This window comes from Acidovorax sp. GW835-FHT14G06 (assembly GCF_058793595.1).
This window is the reverse complement of sequence record NZ_JBXAGA010000001.1, coordinates 202,329-216,465: the sequence shown is the minus strand read 5'-3', so window position 1 is coordinate 216,465 and position 14,137 is coordinate 202,329. Positions and strand designations below refer to the sequence as shown.

Annotated in this window: 12 protein-coding genes; 8 read left to right on the top strand and 4 right to left on the bottom strand. The window is 67.2% G+C overall.

Annotation, left to right across the window (positions count from 1 at the left end):
* Window positions 1-6 precede the first annotated feature (6 nt).
* Window positions 7-951, bottom strand: coding sequence for a LysR family transcriptional regulator (locus AC1Q64_RS00945; RefSeq protein ID WP_492250128.1), 945 nt, complete (start codon window positions 949-951; stop codon window positions 7-9).
* Window positions 952-1,048: 97 nt separating this feature from the next.
* Here AC1Q64_RS00945 and AC1Q64_RS00940 point away from each other — a divergent pair, with 97 nt between their 5' ends.
* Complete coding sequence (locus AC1Q64_RS00940; RefSeq protein ID WP_492250127.1) at window positions 1,049-2,284, top strand: MFS transporter; 1,236 nt, start codon at window positions 1,049-1,051, stop codon at window positions 2,282-2,284.
* Window positions 2,285-2,430: 146 nt separating this feature from the next.
* Here the strand turns inward: AC1Q64_RS00940 and AC1Q64_RS00935 are convergent, their stop codons facing one another.
* Window positions 2,431-3,027, bottom strand: coding sequence for a putative pterin-binding protein (locus tag AC1Q64_RS00935; RefSeq protein ID WP_492250319.1), 597 nt, complete (start codon window positions 3,025-3,027; stop codon window positions 2,431-2,433).
* Between the two features lie 118 nt (window positions 3,028-3,145).
* Window positions 3,146-4,171: an ABC transporter substrate-binding protein gene (locus tag AC1Q64_RS00930; protein WP_492250126.1), complete on the bottom strand. Its 1,026-nt coding sequence runs from the start codon at window positions 4,169-4,171 to the stop codon at window positions 3,146-3,148.
* A 234-nt stretch (window positions 4,172-4,405) separates the two neighbouring features.
* Between AC1Q64_RS00930 and AC1Q64_RS00925 the strand changes: the two genes are divergently transcribed.
* From AC1Q64_RS00925 to AC1Q64_RS00895, 7 genes are all read left to right on the top strand, one after another.
* Window positions 4,406-5,224 (top strand): class II aldolase/adducin family protein, encoded by an 819-nt coding sequence (locus AC1Q64_RS00925; RefSeq protein WP_492250125.1) that lies wholly within the window; start codon window positions 4,406-4,408, stop codon window positions 5,222-5,224.
* The gene (locus AC1Q64_RS00920) at window positions 5,221-6,366 is read left to right on the top strand and encodes an acyl-CoA dehydrogenase family protein (RefSeq protein ID WP_492250124.1); all 1,146 of its coding nucleotides are present in this window, start codon (window positions 5,221-5,223) and stop codon (window positions 6,364-6,366) included. The genes AC1Q64_RS00925 and AC1Q64_RS00920 overlap by 4 nt, the downstream gene beginning before the upstream one ends.
* A gap of 96 nt (window positions 6,367-6,462) precedes the next feature.
* Window positions 6,463-7,428 (top strand): ABC transporter substrate-binding protein, encoded by a 966-nt coding sequence (locus AC1Q64_RS00915; RefSeq protein ID WP_492250123.1) that lies wholly within the window; start codon window positions 6,463-6,465, stop codon window positions 7,426-7,428.
* A gap of 216 nt (window positions 7,429-7,644) precedes the next feature.
* Window positions 7,645-8,850: an MFS transporter gene (locus AC1Q64_RS00910; RefSeq protein WP_492250122.1), complete on the top strand. Its 1,206-nt coding sequence runs from the start codon at window positions 7,645-7,647 to the stop codon at window positions 8,848-8,850.
* Between the two features lie 248 nt (window positions 8,851-9,098).
* Window positions 9,099-11,102, top strand: a complete 2,004-nt coding sequence (locus tag AC1Q64_RS00905; protein ID WP_492250121.1) for a response regulator — start codon at window positions 9,099-9,101, stop codon at window positions 11,100-11,102.
* 303 nt (window positions 11,103-11,405) lie between these two features.
* Window positions 11,406-12,452, top strand: coding sequence for a methionine ABC transporter ATP-binding protein (locus AC1Q64_RS00900; RefSeq protein ID WP_056744393.1), 1,047 nt, complete (start codon window positions 11,406-11,408; stop codon window positions 12,450-12,452).
* 15 nt (window positions 12,453-12,467) lie between these two features.
* Entirely contained in the window at window positions 12,468-13,133 is a 666-nt protein-coding gene (locus AC1Q64_RS00895; RefSeq protein ID WP_056067588.1) for a methionine ABC transporter permease, read from the top strand.
* Window positions 13,134-13,311: 178 nt separating this feature from the next.
* Here AC1Q64_RS00895 and AC1Q64_RS00890 read toward each other — a convergent pair whose 3' ends face one another.
* The gene (locus tag AC1Q64_RS00890) at window positions 13,312-14,091 is read right to left on the bottom strand and encodes a GNAT family N-acetyltransferase (RefSeq protein WP_492250120.1); all 780 of its coding nucleotides are present in this window, start codon (window positions 14,089-14,091) and stop codon (window positions 13,312-13,314) included.
* Window positions 14,092-14,137 lie beyond the last annotated feature (46 nt).

Sequence of the window (14,137 nt, the reverse complement as noted above, 5' to 3'; positions counted from 1 at the left end):
CGCCCCTCACCCCACCGCCCGCATCCCCACCAACCCCGGCATCGCCCCCCGCATAGCCTCCAAAAACAACCTTAGCCGCGCCGGATAAAACCGCGCATACGGGTACACCAGGTACACCGGCAGCGGCGCCGCATGCCAGTTGGGCACCAGGTGCAGCAAGTTCCCCTGCCGCACATCGTTGTCCACGATCCACGCCGATGAAATGCACGCCCCCAATCCCGCCAGGGCTGCGCTGCGCAGGGCGTACAGGCTGTCGGTGGCCAAACGGGGCGTGATGCCAAGCGTGTGGGCTTCGCCGCCGGGCTCTTGGGTCAGCGTGACCTCGCGGCGGTAGAAGGTGCTCAGGGCCAGCCAGGGCAGGGGTTGCAGGTCTTGCGCGTGCTGGGGCGTGGGGCGCCCGGCCATCAGGGCGGGGGCGGCCAGCACGATGCGGGGCACCTCGGCCAGGCGCACCGCCACTACGCTGGGGTCGTCCACCGCGCCGACCTGGATGGCGCAGTCGATGCCTTCGGCGATGAAATTGGGGCGGCGGTCGTGCAGCATCCATTCCACATCCACCTCGGGGTAGCGGCGCAGGTAGGCCATCAGCGGGGCGATGAACTGATCTTGCCCAAAGGCGTGCGGCGCCAGCACGCGCAGGGTGCCGCGCGGGGTGTCGGCCGTGCCGCGCAGGTCGTCTTCCATGGCGCGCCAGTCTTCCAGCAGGGCCTTGGCGTGGGCAAAGCAGCGCTCGCCGTCTTCGGTCAGCTTCATCACATGGGTGGAGCGCTGCAGCAGCTTGATGCCCAGGCTGCGCTCCAGCGCTTGCAGGCGGCGGCTCACGGTGGGCTGGCTGGTGCCCAGCTGCTGGGCGGCGGCAGACAGGCTGCCGGCCTCGACGATGCGGACAAAGGTCTGCATCAGCTCGATGCGGTCGGCGCCGGGTTGCAGGGCTGGCAGAGTGTTGGTCATACGCCAAGCGTATAACGAATCTGCAATTCAGCCTACTACCCAGCAGGGAGGCGAGCTAGGACAATCGCACCATTCCTTTCTAACCAATGGTGTTGTGATGTCTTCCATTCAAAATGTGCATGCAAGCGGTGCAGCGGGGCTGGCCCCGGTGGCGCCGCCTGCGGAGGGGGCGGTGAGTGCGCCGCTCTTATTGCTGCTGGCGACCACGGCAGGGCTGAGCGTGGCGTCGCTGTACTATAGCCAGCCCATGCTGGGCGTGCTGGGGCCCGACATGCAGGCCGACAGCCGCGTGGTGGGGCTGGTGCCCACGCTCACGCAGCTGGGGTATGCGCTGGGCATTTTGCTGCTGGCGCCGCTGGGCGACCGGTTTGACCGGCGCCGCATCATCGTCATCAAGTCCATCGCGCTGATGCTGGCGCTGCTGCTGAGCGGCCTGGCACCCGGCATGGGCGCGCTGCTGGCGGCCAGCCTGGCCGTGGGCCTGGCGGCCACGGTGGCGCAAGACGTGGTGCCCGCCGCCGCCACGCTGGCCCCGGCCGCACAGCGCGGGCGCATGGTGGGTATCGTGATGACGGGGCTGCTGCTGGGCATTTTGCTGTCGCGCGTGGTCAGCGGCTTTGTGGCGCAGCAGTGGGGCTGGCGCACGGTGTATGTGGCGGCGGCGGTGGCCATTGCGCTGCTGACGGTGGCGGTGTGGCGCGGGTTGCCGCGCTTTGCGCCCACCACGCAGATGGGCTATGGCGCGTTGATTGGGTCGATGGTGGCGCTGTGGCGCCAGCACGCGGCGCTGCGCCGTGCGGCCTGGGCGCAGGGGCTGCTGGCCGTGGGCTTCAGCGCGTTCTGGTCCACGCTGGCGGTGATGCTGCACAGCCAGTTCAACCTGGGCACGGCAGCGGCAGGTGCGTTTGGCCTTGCCGGGGCGGCGGGGGCACTGGCTGCGCCGTTGGCCGGGCGCCTGGCCGACAAGCGTGGGCCCGAGGTGGTGACGCGCTATGGCGCGGGGCTGGCCGCCGTGTCGTTTGCGGTGATGGCGCTGGCACCGCTGCTGCCTGCTCAGGCCCAGCTGGGCTTGATTGTGGTCAGTGCCATCGGCTTTGACTTTGGCGTGCAGGCCACGCTGGTGGCGCACCAGACCATCGTCTACGGCATCGACCCTGCGGCGCGCAGCCGGCTCAATGCGCTGCTGTTCACCGGCATGTTCATCGGCATGTCGGCCGGGGCGGCGCTGGGCAGCCTGGCGCTGGCGCAGTGGGGCTGGCTGGGGGTGGTGGGCTTGGCCACCGTGGGGTCGCTGGCGGCGCTGGCGGTGCGCATGGGGCGCCGCCGGTGCTGATTTGGGGTGAAATATGGCTGTGGCGCTAGTGGATCATGCGCTGGCAGCTATCAAAAAAAGAGCGACCCTGGGGGCGCTCTTTTTGTTGGGTGGCGTTTGTGCCGCACTCGTGTGCACGGGCCAGCCGGTGGTGGGCCTGCGCGGGCTCAGGCCTTCTTCACTTCAATGTGATACAGCCCCCAGGGGCACAGGCCAAAGCGTTCCTTCACCGGCTTGTCCTTGAAGGCGGGCAGCACATCGGCATCGTACACGGCCCACTGCGGGCCCAGGCCGCCCAGGGCCATGGGCTGGCCGTCGATGTGGGTGGCGACGATCATGCGGTAGGCCTGGGCGTCGGCCATGCTGATGTTGACGTTGTAGCCGTCCACCGCGCGCAGGCCCAGCTGCACGGGGCTGCCCGCTGCCACACCGGCGGCGGCCAGCACGGTGGTGAGCAGGGGGCCCTTGAGCGTGTGGGGCTTGCTGTCGTATTCGAGCGTGGGCTTGATGGTGACGGCGGGCATGCGCGCCAGGGCGGCAGCGTCCAGCGCGAAGGCCTTGTCAAACTGGATACCGTGTTTGCCCATCATCTGGTCGATGGAGGTGTCCAGCGCGCCGCGGTTGGACTGGGTGATGGCGCCGCTGATGGTGAGCAGCGTGGGGCCGCTGGGGGCCTTGGCCTGCGTGGCGGCGTGGCTGCTGCCCGTGGCCGTCCACAGGCCTGCCAGGCCCATGCCGGCGGCGACGAAGTTGCGCTTGTTCATGCTCATGGGAGGGTGCTCCTTGATGGAAATCAGGGGCGCATGGTAAGCGCAAGCGGTGCTCCCCGCCACGCAAAAAGTGGCACGGAATGTGGCTGCGGCGGCGGGGGTGTTGTGCGTGTCAGGCCGCCTTGTCGATCGCGAAGGGGCGCAACACGTTTTTGAAGCTGCGGTCCCACAGGGGCGCCACTTGCGCGGGGCCGTCCAGCACGCCTAGCTGCAAAAAGGTGTCGGCCACCGCCTGGTGGCCTTGCACCACGGCGTCGTCCACGGGGCGCAGGTCGTAGTCGGTGCTGCGGCTGTTCCACAGCTCGATCAGGTCGCCCACAGGCACGCGGGTTTCGGCCGACTGGGCCCGGGCGTAGTCCAGGTAGTTGCCGTTGGCCCACTGGTACGCGCGGCGCAGGCGCAGCAGGTAGTCGCTGATGGCGGCGTGGCGCGCGGGGTCGTCCACCGCACGCGGGTTGGCATAGATGGGAAAGTTGCCCGACAGGTAGCCCACACCGGTCTTGATCACGCGGGCGCCGTAGCGCAGCCGCGCCAGCTGGCCGTTGTAGCCGTAGATGGCCCAGGCATCAAGGTCGCCCCGGTCAAAGGCCGAGAGCCCATCGGCCGGGGTGAGGTTGATGGCCGTGATGTCGGCAAACGACAAGCCCGCTTCGGCCAGCTGCTTGCTCAGGTAGTAATGCGAGGTGGTGGCGCGCACATAGCCCACGCGTTTGCCTTTCAGGTCGGCAATGCGCTGGATGGGCGCATCCTTGCGGGCCAGGGTGACCTGGTTGTTCAGGTCTTCGCGCACCACGGCAATGAAGCGCACCTGCGCCTTTTGCCGGGCGGCAAACAAGGCCGGGATCTCGCTGCCCGAGCCCAGGTCCAGCGCGTCGCCGTTCAGGGCCTCGATGTGCAGCACGCCGTTGTTCAGCTCGCGCCATTCGATGCGGTAGGGCGTGTTGCCCTGGCCCGATGCGGCGATCAGCGCGCGCCACAGGCCCTTGTAGGTGCCAACGCGCAGCGTGACCTTGGACAGGTCGGGCGTGCCGGGCGATGCCGCCAGTGCGGGTACACCCGCTGTGGCCGCCCATGCGGCGGCGCCCAGACCGGTTTGGAGGAGATGGCGGCGGTTCAGTGAAGAAGGGGTATGGGACATGGCAGGCTGGTGTGTGGATCGGTGTGTCAAGCCACAAGGTTCCAACAAGCCCGGCGGCAGCGCAAAGACCATTGCGTAGCATCGATATGCGGCAAACGCAGCACCCACCGTGGTGCATGCGAAAACCGCATGTGGTCACGCGGATTTCTTCGTTGGCGCGGGGCGGAGGCGCCCCTATTGTGGGCGGGTTCGTTTCTCTTTCGTCCACCTCACCGATCTGGAAAGCCGCCGCCCATGTCTGCCGTCCTCAAGCCCCTGCCCGCCACCGACCTCGCCCGCAACCCCGCGCCGCAGCGCAAGGACTGGTTTGATGCGCCCAGCCCGCGCCCCACGGTGCAGGCTGAGCGCCGCTACCGGCAGGAGAACCTGGCCGTGGCCTTTCGGCTGTTTGCACAGCAGGGGTTTGACTACGGGCTGGCAGGCCACATCACTGCGCGCGACCCGGAGTGGACGGACCACTTCTGGGTGAACCCGCTGGGCGTGCATTTTTCGCAGATCAAGGTGTCCGACCTGCTGCTGGTGAACGCAGCAGGCGAGATCGTCATCGGCCAGGGCCCGCTGAACCGCGCGGCGTTTGCCATCCACGCGGCGTTGCACGAGACGCGGCCCGACATCATTGCTGCGGCCCACACCCATTCCACATACGGCAAGGCGTGGTCTGCGCTGGGCCGCAAGCTCGACCCGCTGACGCAGGACTCGTGCATCTTCTATGAAGACCACGCGCTGTTCGACGATTTCACGGGGGTGGTGCTGGAGACGGACGAGGGCTTTCGCATTGGCAAGGCGCTGGGGGCGCAGAAGGCGGTGATCCTGCAGAACCACGGCATCCTGACGGCGGGGCCGTCGGTGGAGGCGGCGGCGTGGTGGTACATCGCGCTGGAGAACGCCTGCCAGGCCCAGCTGCCGGCCGAGGCCGCGGGCACGCCCCAACCCATTCGCCATGAGATCGCGCAGCACACGCATGCGCAGATTGGCGGACCCGGCGGCGCGCAGTTTGCCTTCAGGAGCCTGTTCGACATCCTCGTGCGGCAGCAGCCCGAGGTGCTGCAATGAACGCGCCGCTGACCTGGGGGCAGGTGGCGCGCACGCTGGCGGTGGAGTTTGCCGAGCGCGCCGTGGCGCACGACCGGGACGGGAGTTTTCCGCACCAGAACTTTGCCGACCTGCAGCAGGCCGGCCTGCTGGCGCTGGCCGCGCCGCGCACGCTGGGCGGGCAGGGCGCGTCGGCCGCGCAACTGGGCGAGGTGATTGGCGCGGTGGGCCAGGGCTGCCCGGCCACCGCGCTGGTGCTGACCATGCAGTACATCCAGCAGCGCGGCATGGGGCGGCCTGGCTCGCCCTGGTCGCAGGCGCTGGCCCGGCAACTGGTGCAGGAGTCGCACAACGAGGTGTCGCTCATCAACGCGTTGCGCGTGGAGCCCGAGCTGGGCTCGCCCGCACGCGGCGGCCTGCCTGCCACAGTGGCGCGGCATACGGCCGAGGGCTGGCGCATCAGCGGGCACAAGGTGTATTCGACCGGCGCGCCTATCCTGCGCTGGTATGTGGTGTGGGCCCGCACCGATGAAGAGGTGCCGCGCGTGGGCTCGTTCCTGGTGCGGGCCGGTTCGCCCGGCATCCGCATCGACGCCACCTGGGACCACCTGGGCCTGCGCGCCAGTGGCAGCCACGATGTGATCCTGCAGGACGTGCTGACCCCCCACGACCACGCGCTCGATGTGCGCCTGCCGCAGGACTGGGCCCGTGGCGAGCCCGCCATGCTGGCCGAGATGACGGTGATGCTGGGCGCGCTGTACACCGGCGTGGCCCGCGCGGCGCGCGACTGGGTGGTGCGCTTTTTGCGCGAGCGCACGCCCGCCAACCTGGGCGCCCCCCTGTCCAGCCTGCCGCGCGCCCAGGAGGCCGTGGGCCGCATCGAGGCCCTGCTGCTCACCAACGACCGGCTGATCGCCAGCGTGGCGCATGACCTGGACACCGGCACCCTGGTGCCAGCAGTGGACAGCGGCCTGGTCAAAACCGTGGCCACGCAGAACGCCATCGAGGTGGTGCAGGCGGCGTTGCAGCTGTCCAGCAACCACGGCCTGGCACGCAAAAACCCGCTGGAGCGCCACCTGCGCGATGTGTTGTGTGGCCGTGTGCACACCCCGCAGGAGGACAGCGCACACATTGCCGCCGGGCGCCGAGCGCTGGGTGTGTGATGCGCACCCCCCACGACCCAGCTAACGCGCCAACGGCTATTTGCCGCTTTCCCATGGGCCGCATTCCCTTGTGATCTTTTTCACCGCATCAACACCATGACCATCCAACGACGCCGTTTCAACCATTTTCTGACCGCATCGGTCGCTGCCAGTTCGTTCCTGTCGCCCGTCCTCACCCATGCCCAAGCCTCGTCGCGCGTGCTGCTGCGCGCAGGCGACCAGAAGGGTGGGCTGCAGGCCCTGCTGGATGCAGCGGGCGAGCTCAAGAACCTGCCCTACGACATCAAGTGGAGCGAGTTTCCGGCCGCTGCGCCGCTGGCCGAGGCGCTCAACGCCAACGCGGTGGACTTCGGCCCCATTGGCGATGCGCCGTTGCTGTTCACGCTGGCTGCGGGCAGCCGGGTCAAGGCGTTTGCGGCCAGCCGGTCAGATGCCTATGGCACGGCCGTGCTGGTGGCGCCCCACTCGCCGCTCAAGACAGCGACCGACCTCAAGGGCAAGAGCATTGCCACCAACCGGGGCTCCATCGGCCATCTGGTCACCCTCAAGGCGCTGGAGTCGGCGGGCCTCAAGGCCGACGACGTGCAGCTGCGCTTCATCCCGCCGCCAGACGCCAAGCTGGCGCTGACGCAGGGCTCGGTCGATGCCTGGGCCACGTGGGAGCCCTACACCGCGCTGGCCGAGACCAGCGGCCATGCGCGCGTGCTGGTCAGCGGCCGGGGCCTGTGGTCGGGCCTGAGCTTTCTGGCCGCCACCGATGCGGCCCTGGCAGAAAAGCGCGCGGCGCTGGCGGACTTCAAGGAGCGCGTGGCGCGTGCGCAGGTGTGGTCGTACCAGAACGCCAAGCCTTTTGGCCAGTCGCTGGCGCGCATCGTGGGCATTCCGGCCGATGCGGCGCAGCTGCAGTTTGAGCGCCGCGCCACCCGCTGGCAGGACATCGACGCCCAGGTGCTGGCCGACCAGCAGAAGACGGCCGACTTTTATCTGGCGGCAGGCCTCATCAAGCAGCGGCTGGATGTGCGGGGCACGTTCGACACCAGCTTCAATGTGGGCAGGGGCTGAGGACGGCTGCTCCCGACCTTTCGCCGTTCGGCATTCACCGTTTGCAGCTCGTCCGTCCCGGTGGGCGTTGGGCGGGTTGAAGCGCTGGATGTGGTTCGGCAAGCTTCAACGGAACGCGCTGGTGTGTCCAACGCGCCCCTCCCTGACCTTGAGCCACCGGGGTGCATGCCACCCCGCGCCAGCAACCTTGCTCTGGCCGCACCACAATCGGGTCATATGACCTCTTCTTCGACGATGCTGCGGGTGATCAGCTTGGCAGCCTTTTGCAGCATGGCTTCCATGCGTGTCTGCGACCCGATGCTGGTGTCCCTGGCACGCGAGTTTTCTGTCACTACGGGCGATGCGTCGGCCGTCATCGCGGCGTTTGCCGTGTCTTATGGCGTGCTGCAGTTGTTTTATGGCCCCCTGGGCGACCGGCTGGGCAAGGTGCGCGTGGTGATTGGCGCCACGTTTGCCTGTGCGCTCTTCAGCGGCGTGACGGCGCTGGCGCCCACGCTGCCGGTGCTGGTGGCGTCGCGTGCGGCCATGGGGGCGTCGGCGGCAGGCATCATCCCGCTGTCGATGGCGTGGATTGGCGACAACGTGCCGTACGAGCAGCGGCAGGAAACCCTGGCGCAGCTGATGGTGGCCACGGTGTCGGGGATGATGGCCGGGCAGTGGTTTGGCGGCTTTGCGGTCGAGGCGTTGGGCTGGCGGGCTGCGTTTGTAGTGCTGTCGCTGCTGTTTTTGACCGCCGCGAGCCTGCTGTGGCGGCAAGCCCGCGCCATGGCGGCCAGCACCCCGGCACCTGCGGCTGGCGGTGCGGTGCCGCCCGCGTTTTCGCTGTCGGCTTACCTGGCCAACACGGCCGCGCTGCTGCGCATGCCCCGGGTGCGCTGGGTGCTGACCGTGGTGGCGGTGGAGGGCGCCCTGGCCTTTGGCACGCTGGCTTTTGTGCCCGCACGCATGGTGGACGGGTTTGGGCTGTCGGCCTCGGCGGCCGGCGGGGTGATGGTGCTGTATGGCGTGGGCGGGCTTATCTATAGCCTGCTGGCGCGCCGCTGGCTGGCGCTGCTGGGTGAGCGGGGCCTGGCGCTGATGGGTGCCTCGCTGATCGCTGCCGGGCTGTTGCTGCTGGCCTGGGGGCCGGTGGCGGCCTGGGGGGGGCTGGGCTGCTTCTTTGCCGGGGTGGGGTTTTACATGCTGCACAACACGCTGCAGGTGCAGGCCACGCAGATGGCGCCCGAGGCCCGGGGCACGGCGGTCACGCTGTTTGCGTGCCTGCTGTTCCTGGGGCAATCGCTGGGCGTGCTGCTGGTGGCGGCCAGTGTGGACCGGGGCTGGATTGCGCCCGTGTTCTCGGTGGCGGCGCTGGGAGTGCTGGTGCTGGGCGCGCTGGTGTCGCGCAAGGTGCAGGGGAGATCGCCGGTGTCGGCGGCGTAGTTTTTGCTGCAAGGCCAAGGCGCGTTTCTGTGCGTGAAGGCGCCTCATGTTTTCGGCGATTTCATCGCGGCTTTCACCTGTAGACTCTGTGCTCATCTCATGCGCAGCCAGGGCCACACAGGGCAACTGTGCGCGCAGTACCCGATGAGCCCGTTGAGGCTTCGCGCGGCTCACTCACCATCGTGCTGCCCATCACCATGACCCAATCCCTGTCCACACCGCGGGAGTTTCCACGTGCGGAGGGCGCCATGAGCGCCAAGGTGCGCAACCATGACTGGGAAAACACCCCGCTGGGCCCCATTGGAAACTGGCCGCAAGCGCTCTGTTTTGCGGTGGAGACGATGTTGTCTTCGCGTTTTCCAGCGTGCATGACCTGGGGGCCAGAGCACACCATGTTGTACAACGACGTCTACCGTCCCATGTTGGGTGCAAAGCCGGAGGCATTGGGGCGTCCGCTGTCGGTGGTTTGGAGCGAAGTCTGGCCTGCACTGAAGCCGCTGGTGGACAAAGCGTACGCCGGGGAGGCGACCTTCATCGAAGACTTGGAGCTGGACATCAATCGGTTCGGGCATCCCGAATTGGCATATTTCACCTTTTGCTACAGCCCGCTGCGCGACGAGTTGGGCACCGTGAGAGGCATGCTCGACACGGTCGTAGAGACGACCAGCAAGTTCCTGGCGCTGCGCCAGTGGCGAGAGGCTGCTGTGTCGCTGGAGCAGCAGGTAGCGCAGCGCACAGCCGATCGCAACCGGCTGTGGCAACAGTCCGAAGACGTGCTGCTTGTGGCGCGTTATGACGGGACCATCACCGCCGTGAACCCGGCCTGGACTGCCACGCTGGGGTGGTCGGAGGAAGAAACCCTGGGTCGCCCTTTCGCTTCGTTTGCGCATGTGAATGATTTCTTGCAGGTGTCGGCAATCATCGACCTGCTTGCCACTGAGCCGACCCGGAGGCAACTTGTGGCACGCTGCCGGCACCGCGATGGCGGAGAGCGGTGGATCGCCTGGACCGCGGTGCCGAGCGACGGCTTCATACAGGCCGTGGGTCGCGACACCACGGAGGAGCGCCAGCGCGAGGAGGCACTGCGCAACGCTGAGGATCTGTTGCGCCAGAGCCAGAAGATGGAGGCTGTGGGTCAGCTGACAGGTGGCATTGCCCACGACTTCAACAACATGCTGCAAGGGATCATGCTGCCGCTGCAGATCATCCGTCAGCGCATGGCGCAAGGTCGCCATGAAGAGGTGGACCGCTACATCGAGTCGGGTCTGGCTGCCGCACGTCGAGCAGCGGCGCTGACGCAGCGCTTGTTGGCGTTCTCGCGCCGACAGCCGCTGGATTCACGACCTGTTGACCTGGGTGAATCGCTGACGGGCCTTGCTTCCATGCTCAAAACCACGTGCGGCGAGAACATTGCACTGCACATGGATTTGCCTGATGACCTCTGGCCTGCGCTGACGGACGCCAACCAGTTCGAGAGCGCCGTGGTCAACCTGGCAATCAACGCCCGCGACGCCATGCCTGGCGGAGGCTCGTTGCATATTTCGGCGGCCAATGTGAGCGTTGGGCGGGCGGATGATGTGTCTGTGCCCGGGCTGGAGCCGGGGGAATATGTCCGGGTGGTTGTGCGTGATACCGGCACTGGTATGACGGACGATGTGATCGCAAGAGCATTCGATCCGTTTTTCACGACCAAACCGATGGGGCAGGGAACGGGCCTCGGGCTGTCGATGATCTATGGGTTCATGCGGCAGTCGGGGGGTATCGCCATACTGGAAAGTGCCAAAGGCCAGGGCACTTCCGTGTCGCTGTATTTCGCGCGCTCGGTGCAAGCGCCGCAGACCGATGTTCCAGAGCCTGAGACCAACCTGTCGGGACCCCGTCGCCCCGACTCGGCCCTGGTGGTGGAGGACGATGACATCGTTCGTGCTTTGGCGGTGGAGTTAATGCGAGATATGGGTTTCCAGGTGATGGAAGCTTCCAGTGGCAGTGCCGCGATGGCTTTGCTGTCGGGCGTTCTGCATTTTGATCTGCTGGTGTCGGATGTCGGTCTGCCCGGTCCCAACGGTCGTCAGGTGGCGGACTATGCGCGCGAGAAGTTTCCGGGGATCAAGATCATCTTGATGACTGGCTATGCGGAGCAGGCCGCCATGAAGCCCCAGTTTCTAGGGGAGCACATGGAATTGTTGGTCAAACCGTTTGACGCGCAAACCTTGGTGCGCAAAGTGCACGCGGTCATGGTGCAGCCGCTCTAAGCGCTGACTCTCTGTGGCTCTGATCGGCCTTCGGCCCCAGACTGTTTGCAAACAGGCTCTCGTCTGCATGCAAGTGGTTATTGCAGGAATTGCTGCCAGGTGACCGTGCTGCATAGGTCAATTGCTCTCTAACTCATAGCATGATGATGGATGTGGCTGTTCTTTATAACCAGGCTGTCTAAACACTCGATTATTTGATAGTTTGTGTTCTTACGATTCGTCGATACAGTCCGCACCTTTCTTTTCTAGACACGGTGCGCCAAGGCCTGACGGATCTTGGGTGGGGCGCAGCCGCTGCATTTCATGATCGAACTCCGGGGTATCACCCAAACCTACCAGGGCTCACAAGGCCCGGTCGAGGCGCTCAAGGGCATCGACCTCACCATCCAGCCGGGCGAAGTGTTCGGCATCATCGGCAAGAGCGGCGCGGGCAAAAGCTCGCTGGTGCGGGTGATCAACCTGCTCAACCGGCCCACCACGGGCCAGGTCATCGTGGGCGGGCAGGACCTGACCCAGCTGAACGACGCGCAGCTGCGCGAGGCGCGCCGCGAGATCGGCATGGTGTTCCAGCACTTCAACCTGCTGTCGTCGCGCACCGTGTTTGACAACGCCGCGCTGCCGCTGGAGCTGGCGGGCATGGACAAGGCCGCCATCCGCGAGCGTGTGAACCCGCTGCTGGAGCTGGTGGGCCTGTCGGCCCTGGCCGACCGCTATCCGGCGCAGATCAGCGGCGGGCAAAAGCAGCGTGTGGGCATTGCGCGTGCGCTGGCCAGCCGCCCCAAGGTGCTGCTGAGCGACGAAGCCACCTCGGCGCTGGACCCGGAGACCACGCGCTCCATCCTCGACCTGCTGCGCCAGGTGAACCGCGAGCTGGGCCTGACGGTGGTGCTGATCACCCACCAGATGCAGGTCATCAAGCAGGTGGCCGACCGCGTGGCCGTGATCGAGGCCGGCCGCATCGTGGAGCAGGGCCGGGTGCTGGACGTGTTCACCCGCCCGCAGCAGGCCATCACCAAGAGTCTGATCGACGAGATCCTGCCGCAAGAGCTGCCCGCCAGCGTGCTGGACCATGTGCGCAAGCTGGCAGGCCAGCTGAGCGCAGGACGAACCGGCCAGCTGCTGCGCCTGTCGTACGCCGGGGACAGCGCCTACCAGCCCATCCTGTCGCAGCTGATCCGCCAGTTTGGCGTGGACATGAGCATCCTGCACGGGCAAGTGGACGAGATCCAGGACGAAACCTTTGGCTCGCTGGCCGTGTACGCCAGTGGCGAGGCCGAGAGCGTGCGGGGCGCCGTGGCGCACCTGCGCGCGGGCGGGGTCGAGGTCGAAGAAGTGGCCGTGGCCGGTTAATAGGGAGCACACATCATGTTCAACAACTTCACGCCAGCCATGCTGGATCTGTTTGCTTCGTCGCTGTGGGAGACGCTCATCATGGTCGGCATCTCCGGCCTGGTGGGCGGCTTGCTGGGGGTGCCTCTGGGCGTGTTCCTGCGCCTGACCGATGATGGCGGGGTGCTGGAGAACGGCCCCGTCAACAAGCTGGTGGGCTGGCTGGTCAACGCCGTGCGGTCCACGCCCTTCATCATCCTGCTGGTGGCCATCATCCCGTTCACGCGGCTCATCACCGGCTCGTCCATCGGCACGGCCGCAGCCGTGGTGCCACTGACCATTGCCGCTGCCCCGTTTGTGGCCCGCCTGGTCGAGGCCGCGCTGCGCGAGGTGGACCACGGCCTGGTCGAAGCCGCGCAGGCCATGGGCGCCACCACCAGCCAGATTGTGTGGAAGGTGCTGCTGCCCGAGGCTCTGCCCGGCATCGTGGCGGGCCTGACCATCACGTTCGTGAGCCTGACCGGCTACTCGGCCATGGCCGGTGCCATTGGCGGCGGCGGCCTGGGCGACCTGGGCATCCGCTACGGCTACCAGCGCTTTCTGCCCGAGATCATGCTGGCCGTGGTGCTGGTGCTGATCTTCTTTGTGCAAGCCGTGCAAAGCCTGGGCGACTGGGCGGTGCGCAAGCTGAGCCACCGTTGAGCGGTGAATAGTTTGCTATTGAATCAATAGCTGCTGGCGCATGATCCACTAGCGCTTGCGGCCTGTTTGGCTTCAGAACCATGCGGGGAGGCACCGCGTGGGCTGCCGCGCTGGTCCCGCCCTTCATCTGCAGGTGTGGAGGAGGGGGCAGGTCAAAACCGCCCGCAGTTTTTGGTCCTCAGCCCGTCACCCGGTAGTGGTAGCCGTAGGCCGTCTTGAACCCCATCGATTCATACAGCCGCAGCGCAGGCGTGTTCTGCGCCCGCACCTGCAGGTAGGCGCTGGTTGCACCGGCCTCGGCGCCCCAGTGCAGCAGCGCCTGCACCAGCGCGCGCCCGCGCCCGCCGCCCCGGTGTTCTGGCGCCACGGCCAGGTCGTACAGGCCCACCGCGCCGCGTTCCAGCACCGCCAGGCCAAAGCCCACGGCATGGCCCTGGGCGTCGTGTTGCAGCGCATAGCCCACTGGGTGGGCGATGGCGTCGAGGATGCTGCGGTGCAGGTTGCGGTGGTGCGGCGCCACGCCGTTGGCCGCCGCAAAACCTTCCAGCCACGCGGGCGATGGCGAGGCGCTGACCACGGTGCTGCCGTCGGGCCGGGGCACCGAGCCCGGCGCCAGCGGCCGGTGCAGGACCAGCGAGGGGTCGAAATGCTGGTAGCCCGCGTCCGCCAGCTCCTGGTCGGCCTCGGCCGGGGCCAGGGGGGAGATGCGGAACACGGCGGGCAAACCATGCCGCGCATACAGCGCCGCCGCCGCCTCGCGCACGCCGTCAAACGGCGCGCCGGGCACCAGCGCGTTGACCGAGTTGGCGCGCTTGGTGTAGCCGCCCGACAGCCGGAACACCCAGCCCCGGTGCAACACCGTCTGGTGCGCAGGCCAGGCGTTGAAGGCGCGCTCTTCCAGCGCGCGGACGAGGGCAGCGGGTGCGGTGTTGGCAATGGGGGCGGCGGTGTCGGTCATCGCAGGTTTATACCAACCCACCTTGACCATTCACCTCGCCCGCCAC

Bases quoted from the DNA above. Each gene is read 5' to 3' on its own strand.
- AC1Q64_RS00945 (WP_492250128.1), bottom strand. From the start codon at position 951: ATGACCAACACTCTGCCAGCCCTGCAACCCGGCGCCGACCGCATCGAG.
- AC1Q64_RS00940 (WP_492250127.1), top strand. From the start codon at position 1,049: ATGTCTTCCATTCAAAATGTGCATGCAAGCGGTGCAGCGGGGCTGGCC.
- AC1Q64_RS00935 (WP_492250319.1), bottom strand. From the start codon at position 3,027: ATGAACAAGCGCAACTTCGTCGCCGCCGGCATGGGCCTGGCAGGCCTG.
- AC1Q64_RS00930 (WP_492250126.1), bottom strand. From the start codon at position 4,171: ATGTCCCATACCCCTTCTTCACTGAACCGCCGCCATCTCCTCCAAACC.
- AC1Q64_RS00925 (WP_492250125.1), top strand. From the start codon at position 4,406: ATGTCTGCCGTCCTCAAGCCCCTGCCCGCCACCGACCTCGCCCGCAAC.
- AC1Q64_RS00920 (WP_492250124.1), top strand. From the start codon at position 5,221: ATGAACGCGCCGCTGACCTGGGGGCAGGTGGCGCGCACGCTGGCGGTG.
- AC1Q64_RS00915 (WP_492250123.1), top strand. From the start codon at position 6,463: ATGACCATCCAACGACGCCGTTTCAACCATTTTCTGACCGCATCGGTC.
- AC1Q64_RS00910 (WP_492250122.1), top strand. From the start codon at position 7,645: ATGACCTCTTCTTCGACGATGCTGCGGGTGATCAGCTTGGCAGCCTTT.
- AC1Q64_RS00905 (WP_492250121.1), top strand. From the start codon at position 9,099: ATGAGCGCCAAGGTGCGCAACCATGACTGGGAAAACACCCCGCTGGGC.
- AC1Q64_RS00900 (WP_056744393.1), top strand. From the start codon at position 11,406: ATGATCGAACTCCGGGGTATCACCCAAACCTACCAGGGCTCACAAGGC.
- AC1Q64_RS00895 (WP_056067588.1), top strand. From the start codon at position 12,468: ATGTTCAACAACTTCACGCCAGCCATGCTGGATCTGTTTGCTTCGTCG.
- AC1Q64_RS00890 (WP_492250120.1), bottom strand. From the start codon at position 14,091: ATGACCGACACCGCCGCCCCCATTGCCAACACCGCACCCGCTGCCCTC.